This window comes from uncultured Methylobacterium sp., assembly GCF_964251405.1.
In the GTDB taxonomy this organism is placed as follows: domain Bacteria; phylum Pseudomonadota; class Alphaproteobacteria; order Rhizobiales; family Beijerinckiaceae; genus Methylobacterium.
Map to the genome: position 1 here is coordinate 1 of NZ_CAXUJR010000105.1, position 11,534 is coordinate 11,534.

An 11,534-nucleotide genomic window follows, 5' to 3' on the forward strand; every position below is an offset into this window, starting at 1 on the left:
CGCACGCCCTCGCGCGCCATCAGGGCATCGGTGAAGCGCTCCATGCGCATCGAGGTCGTGGTCCCGATGCAGAACGGCGCGTATCCGACCGGCGCGTCCTCCGAGACCGCGACCCGGTGGACGTTGGGCGCGGTGTGGATCACCGCCTGCCCGTTCAGGTCGAGCCGGGTGCGGCGGTCCCGGTCGAACATATGGATCAGGGTGGCGTCGCGGATGCCGAACAGCGTGCGGCGCAGGGTGACGGTGTCGCCGACCTTCAGCGTGCGTGCCCGGTCCGCGTCGATGGGCATGTCGAGGACGTGATGCATGGGAGTGCCTTTGGGCTCTCGGACCGTCAGACGAAGGCGATGCCGCCCGGGGTGAGGACGGCGCGTGCGCGCCTCGCCGAGTGACACTGGATGTTCACGGCGACCGGATTCTGGGTGATGTGAGTCGCGGCGATCTCGACATGGACCGCAAAGCTCGTCGAGCGGCCGCCCAGGCCCTGCGGCCCGATCCCAAGCTCGTTGACGGCCCGCGACAGTTCCGCCTCGATCCGCGCGCCGTCCTCATCCGGGCAGGCCGAGCGCAGGGGTCGCGTCGCCGCGACCTTGGCGAGATGCATGCAGAGATCGGAGGTGCCGCCGATGCCCACGCCCACGATCGTCGGCGGACAGACCCGGCCGCCGAGCTCGATCACGCGGTCGATCACGAAGCGCTTGACGGCATTGATGCCGTCCGAGGGCAGCAGCATCTGCAGGAACGAGCCGTTCTCGGAGCCCGATCCCTTGGGGATCATCTCGACCGAGACCGTCTCCTCCCGCTCGTCGAAATCGACGTGGATGATCGGCACACGGATGCCGCAGGAGGTCTGCTCGTTCTTGCGGGTGATCGGATGGACCACGGAGGAGCGCAGCGAGTGCTCCGTGGTTGCGCGCGCGCAGCCCCGCCGGATGGCGGCCTTGAGACCGGCGCCGTCGAACCGGACGTCGCGGCCGATCACGACGTTGTAGATGGGGATGCCAGTGTCCTGGCAGAGGATGTTCTTCGTGCGCTCGGCCACCGCGATGTTCTCGACCATGGTGCCGAGGATGGCCCGGCCGGTGGCGCTGGTCTCGTCGCGCACGAGGTCCTTGAAGCCCGCCTTGATGTCGGGGGGCAGGATCTTGAGGGCTCGGATGTAGAGGTCCTTGCAGACCTCTTCGAGTTCCTGGAGGTCGAGGTCCATGCCGGTCTTCCTTGCTGGACGATGTTGCCGGGCCGTGGGGTCTCTCGCGGGTCAGGCCCCGCTGAGGAGGAACAGGAGTCCGACCGCGAAGGAGCCTGCGACGCAGCCGGAGACGAGGAGCGCGGTCTTCTCGCGGTAGGCGAGCCACTCGATCGCCAGGACCCGCAGGCCGAGCGCCATGTGCAGCGCGAGCGCGATGACGAGGCCCCATTCGGCCGTGCGCACGAAACCGTTGTGGGTCAGCCCGAGGAAGCTCTCGAGCCGGTCTGCCCCCTGGAGGGCGGTGCCGAGCGCGATGAAATGCATCGGCAGGAAGAGGGCGAGCGCCACGCCCGAAAGCCGGTGCAGCAGCGCGGCGGCAAAGCCCGGCTTCCGATGCGTCGCGCGGATCACGCGAGGAACACCGCGAGCGCGGCGCGTAGGCCCAGCACCGTCAGCAGAGCCGAGAACGCCACCATCGCGGCGTCGAGGCTGCGCCCGCGCCAGGCGGTCCACTCGCGCAGGATGCTGCGCAGGCCGATCGGCGCGTGGATCGCGGTCGCGAGGACGAAGACGACGTAGAAGGCCAGGAACGCGGCATTGCCCTGCGTCCGGGCAAGAATCTCGCCCGCGGTGAGCCCGCCGCGCACGGCGTACACGATGGTGCCGAGATGCACCGCGACGGTGACGGCGAGGATGGCGGCGGTGCCGCGCTGCGCCAGGTACAGGAGCGGGCTCATCGCTTCCTCCGGAACCGTCTGAGCGCGGCCCGCGCGGTCTCGCGCTTCAGGCCGGCGATGGCGAAGGTCGGCGCGAGCGCCTTCGGACAATATTCGGCGCAGCTCGTGTGGCTGTGGCAGGAATGACAGCCGGCATCGCCCGACACCGCGGCGAGCCGCGCCGCTTGGCCGGCGTCGCGCACGTCGTTGACGAGGGTCCAGGCCCGGTTGAGGGCGGCGGGCCCGAGATAGTCCGGGTTCCACGAGACCACGTCGCAGGCCGCGTAGCAGACGCCGCAATTGATGCACTCGATGCCGGCATCGACCTCGCGCCGCTCGGGCGAGTCCGGCAACACGACGGCGAAGTCGCCGGGCGGGGTCTCGCCCGGCTCAAAATAGCCGTGCGCATCGCGCCACTTCTCGAAGAAGGGCTCCATGTCGACGGCCAGATCCTTGACCACGGGCAGGTTGCGCAGCGGCTCGAGGGTAAGGATCCCGTTCTCGGCCACGCCCGCGACGCGGGTGCGGCAGGTCCAGCGCGGGCGCCCGTTCACCATCATGGCGCAGGAGCCGCACATGCCGACCCGGCAGGCGAAGCGGTAGGCGAGCGAGGGATCCTGCTCGCGCTGGATCTCGGTGACGACGTCCAGGATGGTCTGGTTCGGCCGCCGCGGCACGGCGTAGGTCTGGAGTGTGCCGCTTGCGTCACCTCGCCAGACACGGACCTCCAGCATCGCTTCGGCGTCCCGTTCAGCGGCGGCGGGCATGACCGGCGCGGTCATGGCTCACTTCCCCGTGGCGCGGAGAGCCGGAAAGAACAGCTCGCTCTGGTCGGTCGCCTTGGCCGAGACGAGGCCGGCGCGGTTCATGTAGTCGAGATAGGTCAGCATGCGCTTGGGCGCCGTGGTCCACTCGTTCTGGGGCGAGCGGATGATCGCCTCGGCTTCGGCCTGGCTCAGCTTCGCGCCTTCCGCCTTGATCCAGAGAGCGGCGGCCTTGGCCGGATCGTCGCGGATCAGCTTGAGGCTGTCCTCCAGGGCCGCGATGAAGGCGGCGACCACCTTGGGATTGGCGGAGACGAACTTGTTGCTCGCCCAGACCAGGTTGAAGGTGTGGGGGCCGCCGAGCACGTCGTAGCTGTCGAGCACCTTGCGGGCGCGGGGATCCTTCAACTCGGCTTCCTGGAAGGGAGGCGAACCGAAATGCGCCGTGATCTCCGAGCGGCCGCTCAGCATGGTGGTCTGCGCGTCGGGATGGCCCATCGAGACCGTGAGCGGGTCGAGCTTGCCCTGCTCGCCCTTCCCGAAAGCCTGCTCGGCGGCCATCTGCAGGGTGATCGCCTGGATCGAGGTCTTCACGGTGGGCAGGGCGATCTTGTCCTTGCCGGTGAAGTCCTTGATCGACTTCACGTCGGGATTGACCGTCACGAGCCAGAGCGGCATCGCGTTCAACGCGGCCACGCCCTTGACCATGATGTTGCCGCGCGTGCGGCCCCAGATCGTCAGCATAGGACCGACGCCGCCGGCAGCGAAGTCGAGGTTGCCCGAGAGCAGCGCCTCGTTCATGCCCGAGCCGCCGGTGAAGCGCAGCCACTCCGTTTTGAGATCGAGGCCCTGCTGCTTGGCCTGCTTCTCCAGGAGCCCCTGCTCCTCCATCACGGTCAGCGGCAGGTAGGAGATCCCGAACTGCTTGGCGAGGCGCACCGTCGCCACCTCGGCGCCGGCAGCGGCCACGCCCGCCAGGACCACCGCGGCGGTCCCGATGAGACGGATCAAACCTTTCGCGCGCATGTGCGGCTTCTCCCTGTTTTCGCGAAACTCTTGCGGTTCGCTGTCCTGCCGAGGTTACGACCCGGTCTTCGTGAGTCAATGGTCATCTGTCATATATATGACTTGGCCATCGGCGAGGCTGCCTTAGATCGCGGGCTCGCGTCTCAGGCCTGCATGCCCCAGCGGCGGATCGTCCGGCGCTCGATGGTCTGGAAGATCAGGTTCTCGACGACGAGGCCGATGAGGATGACGGTGAGCAGGCCGGCAAAGACGTTCGGGATGTCGAGCATGTTCTTGTTCTCGAAGATGAACCAGCCGAGCCCGCCCGAGCCCGAGCTGACGCCGAACACCAGTTCGGCCGCAATCAAGGTGCGCCAGGCGAACGCCCAGCCGACCTTCAGGCCCGTGAGGATGCTCGGGAAGGCCGCCGGGATCAGGATCTTGCGGATCAGTCCGGCGCCGCTGAGCCCGTAGTTCTGGCCAACCATCTTCAGGGTCCGGCTCACCGACAGGAAGCCCGAATGGGTATTGAGCGCGATCGCCCACGTCACCGAATGGACGAGGACGAAGACGAGGCTGCCGTTGCCGAGGCCGAACCAGATCAGAGCCAGCGGCAGCAGGGCGATGGCCGGCAGCGGGTTGAACATCGACGTCATGGTCTCGAGGAAGTCGGTGCCGATCCGTGAGGTGATGGCGAGCCCGGTGAGCAGGGCGGCGAGCAGGATGCCGAGAGCGTAGCCGATGAGCAGAACCTGGATCGATCCCCAGGCCCGCTGGATCAGGGTTCCGTCCGCGACGCCTCGCCCGAAGGCCGCGACGGTCGCCGAGAAGGTCGGGAACAGGAGGTCGTTGTCGAGGTAGCGCCCGTAGATCTCCCAGATGGTGGCGAGCACCGCGAGGATGACGATCTTGCGCAGCCAAGCCTGGTTGTAGAGCCGCTCGAGGGACGACAGAGGCTTCTCGACGATCGCGCCGCCGTAGGCGCCGGTCGCTTCGCGGACGATCTCGGGACGCATCGGGGTCACCGCTTCCGAAGGTGAAAAGGCAACGGCCATCCTAGACATTCTCCGCCTCCTTCACCTCTTCGGAAAACAGCATCTGCTGGATCCGCTGCTCCAGCTGCAGAACCTCCTGGGGCGAGCCCGCACTGTTTAACTCCGCCTTGACCTCACCGGGATGGGGCGAGAGCAGCAGGATTCGCGAGCCGATCTTGATCGCCTCCGGGATCGAGTGCGTGACGAAGAGGACCGTGAAGCGGGTTCCCTCCCACAGCATGAGGAGTTCGTCCTGCATCCGGCGGCGCGTCAGGGCGTCCAGCGCCGCGAAGGGCTCGTCCATCAGGAGGATGTCGGGCTCCATCGCCATGCCTCGGGCGATCGCGACGCGCTGCTTCATGCCGCCCGAGAGCATGTGCGGATAACTGTCGGCGAAAGTCGTGAGATTGACCTTGTCGATGTAGTGCATGGCCCGCTCCTCGGCCTCGCGGCCGGACAGGCGCCGCGACGCTTCAAGGGCGAAGACGACGTTCTGCCGAACGGTCTTCCAGGGCAGGAGCTGGTCGAATTCCTGGAACACCATCATGCGGTCCGGTCCAGGTCCAGTGACGGCCCGACCTTTCAGCCGAATCTCGCCCTCCGTCGGCGCCATGTAGCCGCCGACCGCCTTCAGAAGGGTCGACTTCCCACAGCCGGACGGGCCAAGCAGCACGAACCTGTCGCTCGGCAGGACCTGGAAGCTGACCCTGTAGGTTGCCGTCACGAGGTGCTGAGGCGTCTTGTACTGGAGCGTGACACCGTCAACCTCCAGCAGAGGACTGTTCAGGTCCATCCGATCCTCCCTGACGCCGCAGCTTCTGCCGCAGTCTTCGCGACGTTGCGCGTTTTGGATGCCCGGTCAGGTCTGGCTCGCATGGGTGTGGCGTCACCGCATCGAAACCGTCGCGCTGCCCCGCAGCCGGACGGATATGAGCCGCTCGGCAGGAGGAAGTCGTATCAAGCCGAGCAAATGCTGTAAAGGTCAGATATCTTTTATAAGACAGGAATATTAGCACAACGTATTGATTTGGCTAAGACTGCCTCGAGTGTGAATTCGGGCGATCAAACCGGTTTGCAGCGAGCGCAGGTTCTCGTGACCGACCCTCATGGAAGCGGTTCATCGCCGAGTTCGGTGGATGGGGCAGCGTGACGGCGGCCAACGGATGACGGTCAGCATGGTTTCGCCGTCACTCGGCCCGGTCGGTAAATACCGGGTCGCCCGATTCACGTCTCGAGCAGGTCTCGAGATTCCAACTCGGGCATCGCGCCGTCCATCGATCGATCCGCGCCGAGGAACGTGCTCCCGCCGGGGAGAGACGTGCGCAATTTCTCGACGAATTCCGACGTGCGATACGGCTTCTGCAGAACTTGAAAGCCGCTCACGTCCTGCTCTTCCCGAAGATAGCCCGACGTCAGGAGCACCGGGATATCGGGCCAGCGGCGCCGGATGATGTGCCCGAGTTCGATGCCGTCGATGGGGCCGGGCATGTTCACGTCGCTGAAGACGAGCATGATGTCCGGAGCCTGCTCCAGAATTCCGAGGGCTTCCTCGCCGCTGCCCGCATCCGTGACGCGGAAGGCGAGCGCTTCGAGCGCCGACACCGCGATGCGCCGCACGTCCGCCTCGTCCTCCACCACGAGCACGGCACGTCCTGCCCCGTGCAGGTCAGCGGCGTCATCACTGAGCATCCGGGCGGGCGACCCGGCGGCTGCTCCGGCGGAGGCCGGCAAGGATATCGTGATGCTCGTGCCCTGCCCCGGCACGCTGTCGGCCGTGATCGTTCCGCCGCTTTGCTGGACGAATCCGTAGACCATGCTGAGGCCGAGGCCCGTGCCCTTGCCGGCCTCCTTCGTCGTGAAGAAGGGTTCGAACACCCTGGCGAGGACGGACGGCGACATGCCCGTTCCGCTATCGGTGACCGAGATCCCGACCGACCTGGTCGCGCCATCATCGATCGATGACGCCCCGTCGGGCCGGCGGACGGCGATGTCGAGCCGGCCGCCATCCGGCATGGCGTCGCGGGCGTTGACGGCGAGGTTGATCAGGGCCGCCTCGAGTTGCGCGTGGTCGACGCAGACCTCGGGGAGCCCGTCCTCCATGGAGAGCGACACGCCGACGCGCTCGCCCAACGTGCGCTCCAGCAGGCTGACGAGCCCGGGCATGAAGGCCGCGAGATCGAGAGCGGCAGGTTGAAGCGGCGAGCGCCGGGAGAATGTCAGGAGGCGGCTGGTGAGCTCCGCGCAGCGCTGCGCGCCCTCGATGGCGCTCAGCACGCGCCGATGGGCTTTCTCGTCGGTCTGCATCGAGTTCTGCAGGAGATCGAGGTTGCCGATCACGATGCTCAGCATGTTGTTGAAGTCGTGCGCGATGCCCCCGGTCAGGCGGCCCATCGCCTCGAGCTTCGAGGCGTGCAGGAGACTGAGCTCCAGTTCCTTCCGCTCGGAGACGTCGAACCACATGCCGAACAGCTCCGACGGGGCGCCGTCCTCGCCGGCATTGACGACGATCTGATCGAGGATGTGCCGCTCCGCTTCGTCGGCGTTGCGCCAGCGATATTCGAGCGTCGCCGAGCCCGTCTCGACCACCGCCCGGAGGGCGTCCAGAACCCCTTGCCGGTCCTCGGGATTGATCCGCGACTGCCAGAACCCCGGCGCCTCGAAGGCGTCCCGGGAGAATCCGGTGATGCGCTGGATGCTGTCGTTGGTGAAGTACAGGCCTCGGTCCGCCTCTCCGAGAGAGGCCGTGTAGAGGGCGATGGGGAGCCCGCGCAGCACGACGGCCTGGTGCTCCTCCCGCCGCCGCAGCGCCCGCTCGGCTTCGAGCTTCTCGCCGCGCACCCGCAGGTTCTCCAGGAGTAGCTGCTTCTCGGCGGCCGCCTTGCGCTTGATCTCCTCCGTCTTGCGATAGAGGTCGACGAAGACGTCCACCTTCGATTTCAGGACGAGGGGCTGGATCGGCTTGAAGACGTAGTCGACCGCGCCGGCCGAATAGCCGCGGAAGATGTGGACGTCCTCCTTGTTGTGCGCGGTCAGGAACAGGATCGGCACGCGAGAGGTCCGGGGCCGGCTCCGGATCAGCGACGCGACCTCGTAGCCGTCCATGCGGGGCATCTGCACGTCGAGCAGGATGAGGGCGAAGTCCTCCCGCAACGTCCGGCGCAGGGCCTCCTCCGCCGTGTCCGCCAGCACGAGTTCGAGGCCGGGCTCGTCGAGCACTTCCGAAGCGGCCAGCAGGTTGCGATGGTCGTCATCGACGATGAGGATCTTCGCACGGATCGGAGGCTGCCCCGGCGCGGCGTCCGAATCGCCGGCGGGATCCGGGTCCCAGGAGGATGGCGGCGGCAAATCCCTCATTGGGCATGCCCGGCCGTGTCCGCCGCGCCATTTGCACGGCGCTGCGGGCCAGCGGTGGCTTGTCCGCGCCGTTCGAGCTGCACCCGCAGGACGGCGAGGAGCTGGTCCATGTCGACGGGCTTCGACACGTAATCCGAGGCACCCGCGTCGAGGCACTTCTCGCGATCGCCCTTCATCGCCTTGGCGGTGACGGCGATCAGGGGCAGGGTCCGGAAGGCATCGTCGCTCCGGATCTCCCGCATGGTCTCGTATCCGTCCATCCCCGGCATCATGATGTCGACCAGCATCGCGTCGATGTTCGGATTGGCCTTCAGAAGCGCGATGCCGTCGCGCCCGTTCTCGGCGAAGAGGACCTCCAGCCCGTACTGCTCCAGCGCGCTGGTGAGGGAGAAGATGTTGCGCAGATCGTCGTCGACGAGGAGAACACGGCAGCCCTGAAGCGAGGCCGGGTCCTTCCGCTCGACCAGGATCGGGTCCTCGGCGGGCGCGTGGCCGAGTGCCCGGTGGAGGAACAGGGCGGTTTCGTCGAGCAGCCTCTCGGACGAGAGCGTATCCTTGAGGATGATGGTGGAGGCCGTCTGTTTCAGGTGCTGCTCCTCGGCCGCCGTCAGTTCCCGACCCGTATAGACGATGATCGGAAGCTCCTCCCCGTCCTGCGAGGCCCGAATCTGCTCGATCAGCTCCGAGCCGCCCATATCGGGCAGCCCCAGATCGATGATCGCGCAATCGAAGCGGCCGCCCGTCACGGCCTCCAGGGCCGCGGAGGCCGTGCCGACGCCGAACACCTTCACGTCCTCCTCGCTCAGTAGCGCGGTGATGCTGGCGCGCTGGTTGTCGTCGTCCTCGACAAGAAGCAGGTTGCGGACGGGCCGGGTGATGAACTCCTTCGACCGCTCGAGGGCCTTCAGCAGTCCCTCGCGGTCGACCGGCTTCTCCAGGAACCCGAAGGCGCCGGCCTTCAGCCCGCGCTTCTTCTCGTCGTTGACCGAGATGACGTGGATCGGGATGTGGCGGGTGCGGAGGTCGTTCTTCAAGAGGTCCAGGAGCGCCCAGCCATCCATGTCGGGCAGGCCGATGTCGAGGGTGATGGCGTGGGGCTTGTACCGGTGGGCAAGGGCGAGCGCCCCTGCCCCGTCCTGAGCGATCAGGCCCCTGAAGCCGCGCTCGCGCGCCAGTTCGAGCAGGACGGAGGCGAACATGGCATCGTCCTCGACGATGAGCACGATGTGGTCGCCCGCCTGGATGGCGTGACGGTCGTCGGCCGAGGCCGAGAGCGCCATGGCGGCGGAGGGTTGCCGGCTCACCGGCGGGGCGGCCCCGTTGCCCTCATGAACCTCCATCGGACGGCTCACCCCCGAGGTCACGGGAGGCTCGAAGGGCAGGAACAGCGTGAAGGTGCTGCCCTCGCCGGGCACGCTCTCCAGGACGATCTCGCCGCCCAGGAGCCGCGCGATCTCGCGGCTGATCGCGAGGCCGAGGCCCGTCCCGCCATACTTCCGGCTGGTGGTGCCGTCGGCCTGCTGGAAGGCCTCGAAGATGATGCGCTGCTTGTCCTCCGGAATGCCGATGCCGGTGTCGCTCACCGACAGGGCCATCCATTGGCTGCCCGACCGCAGCGGGGAGCCTTCGGCCGACCCGAGCCGCAGGGTCACGATTCCCTTCTCGGTGAACTTGAAGGCGTTCGAGAGGAGATTGCGCAGGACTTGCTGCAACCGCTTCGAATCCGTCCGCACCGCCCGGGGCAGGCCGGGGGCGACCTTGATGGCGAAGGTGAGATGACGCTCCTCGGCGACCTGGCGGAAGGTCCGGTCGAGGTGGTCCACAAGGTCTTGCAGCGGCACGTCGCCAACTTCGAGGGAGACCGTCCCGGACTCGATCTTCGAGAGGTCGAGGATGTCGTTGATGAGCGACAGGAGGTCGGAGCCGGCCGCGTTGATCGTCTTGGCGAATTCCCGTTGCTTGTCGGTCAGGTTGCCGTCCCGGTTCTCGGTCAGCAGCTTCGAGAGGATCAGCAGGCTGTTGAGCGGCGTACGCAGCTCGTGGCTCATGTTGGCCAGGAACTGCGACTTGTAGCGGGAGGTCAGCGAGAGCTGCTCGGCCTTCTCCTCCAGCGCGGTCTTCGCGACCGACACCTCGCGGTTCTTGCCCTCGACCTCCTTCTTCTGGATCTCGAGCAGGCGGGCCTTCTCCTCCAGCTCCTCGTTCGTCGTCTGGAGGCGTTCGCGCTGGTTCTTGAGCAGGTCTTCCGATTGCTGAAGCGATGCGGCCTGCAGCTCGAGGCGATCGTTGGTCTTCTTCAACTCTTCCTGTCGGCTCTGCAACTCGCCCGTGAGGAGTTGCGATTGCTTCAGGAGGCCCTCCGTCCGCATGTTGGCGGCGATCGTGTTGAGCACGATGCCGATGGATTCGGTGAGCTGGTCGAGGAAGAGCTGGTGCGTCTCGCTGAAGCGGTTGAACGAGGCCAGCTCGATCACGGCCCGGACCTCCTGCTCGAACAGGACGGGCAGCACGATGATGTTGAGGGGGGCGGCCTCGCCCAGCGCCGAGCCGATGGTGATGTAGTCGCCCGGCACGTTGGTCAGCAGGATGCGCTTCTTCTCGTAGGCACATTGCCCGACGAGGCCTTGCCGCATCCGGTAGCGGTTCGACAGGTTCTTGCGCTCGGTGAACGCGTAGCTCGCCATCAGGTCGAGCACGGGTTCCGTCCCGTCGTTCTCGACCATGTAGAAGACGCCCCGCTGCGCGTTCACCAGGGAGGCGATCTCGGAGAGGATCAGGTTCGACACCGTGGCGAGGTCGCGCTCGCCCTGCAGCATGCGGGTGAACTTGGCGAGGTTGGTCTTCAGCCAATCCTGCTCGGCGTTCTTGAGCGTCGTGTCCCGCAGGTTGCGGATCATCTCGTTGATGTTGTCCTTCAGCGAGGCGACCTCGCCGGAGGCCTCGACGGCGATCGAGCGGGCGAGATCGCCCTTGGTCACCGCCGTGGCCACCTCGGCGATGGCGCGCACCTGGGTCGTCAGGTTCGCGGCGAGCTGGTTCACGTTGTCGGTGAGGTCGCGCCACAGGCCCGCGGCGCCCGGCACCCGGGCCTGACCGCCGAGCTTGCCCTCGACGCCGACCTCGCGCGCGACGTTCGTGACCTGGTCGGCGAAGGTGGCCAGGGTCTCGATCATCTCGTTGACGGTGTCGGCGAGCGCCGCGATCTCGCCCTTGGCATCCACCGAGAGCTTGCGCTTCAGGTCGCCCTGCGCGACCGCCGTCACGACGTCGGCGATACCGCGGACCTGGCCGGTGAGGTTGGCGGCCATCATGTTCACGTTGTCGGTCAGGTCCTTCCAGGTCCCGCCGACGCCGCGCACCTGCGCCTGGCCGCCGAGCTTGCCCTCCGAGCCGACCTCGCGGGCGACGCGGGTCACTTCGCTCGCGAAGGAGTTGAGCTGGTCCACCATGGTGTTGATGGTGGATTTCAGCT

At 66.9% G+C, this 11,534-nt stretch carries 10 protein-coding genes; all 10 read right to left on the reverse strand.

Annotated elements, in window-relative coordinates; genetic code table 11:
• A partial coding sequence (locus tag ACFE7U_RS15535) for a fumarate hydratase C-terminal domain-containing protein (protein WP_375410623.1) occupies positions 1-308 on the reverse strand: 308 nt, incomplete at its 3' end.
• A gap of 26 nt (positions 309-334) precedes the next feature.
• Positions 335-1,207, reverse strand: coding sequence for a fumarate hydratase (locus ACFE7U_RS15540; protein WP_375410624.1), 873 nt, complete (start codon positions 1,205-1,207; stop codon positions 335-337).
• Positions 1,208-1,258: 51 nt separating this feature from the next.
• Positions 1,259-1,600: a succinate dehydrogenase gene (locus ACFE7U_RS15545; RefSeq protein ID WP_375410625.1), complete on the reverse strand. Its 342-nt coding sequence runs from the start codon at positions 1,598-1,600 to the stop codon at positions 1,259-1,261.
• Positions 1,597-1,926, reverse strand: a complete 330-nt coding sequence (locus tag ACFE7U_RS15550) for a succinate dehydrogenase (RefSeq protein WP_375410626.1) — start codon at positions 1,924-1,926, stop codon at positions 1,597-1,599. Before ACFE7U_RS15550 ends, ACFE7U_RS15545 begins: the two co-directional genes overlap by 4 nt.
• Complete coding sequence (locus ACFE7U_RS15555; RefSeq protein WP_375410627.1) at positions 1,923-2,687, reverse strand: succinate dehydrogenase/fumarate reductase iron-sulfur subunit; 765 nt, start codon at positions 2,685-2,687, stop codon at positions 1,923-1,925. The genes ACFE7U_RS15550 and ACFE7U_RS15555 overlap by 4 nt, the downstream gene beginning before the upstream one ends.
• A 3-nt stretch (positions 2,688-2,690) precedes the next feature.
• On the reverse strand, positions 2,691-3,695 hold the full coding sequence (locus ACFE7U_RS15560; protein WP_375410628.1) for an ABC transporter substrate-binding protein: 1,005 nt from the start codon (positions 3,693-3,695) through the stop codon (positions 2,691-2,693).
• Positions 3,696-3,838: 143 nt separating this feature from the next.
• Positions 3,839-4,690: an ABC transporter permease gene (locus ACFE7U_RS15565; protein WP_375410629.1), complete on the reverse strand. Its 852-nt coding sequence runs from the start codon at positions 4,688-4,690 to the stop codon at positions 3,839-3,841.
• Between the two features lie 40 nt (positions 4,691-4,730).
• Positions 4,731-5,501, reverse strand: a complete 771-nt coding sequence (locus ACFE7U_RS15570; RefSeq protein WP_375410630.1) for an ABC transporter ATP-binding protein — start codon at positions 5,499-5,501, stop codon at positions 4,731-4,733.
• Positions 5,502-5,932: 431 nt separating this feature from the next.
• Positions 5,933-8,053: a response regulator gene (locus ACFE7U_RS15575; RefSeq protein WP_375410631.1), complete on the reverse strand. Its 2,121-nt coding sequence runs from the start codon at positions 8,051-8,053 to the stop codon at positions 5,933-5,935.
• 5 nt (positions 8,054-8,058) lie between these two features.
• On the reverse strand, positions 8,059-11,534 hold a 3,476-nt coding region (locus tag ACFE7U_RS15580; protein ID WP_375410632.1), incomplete at its 5' end, for a response regulator.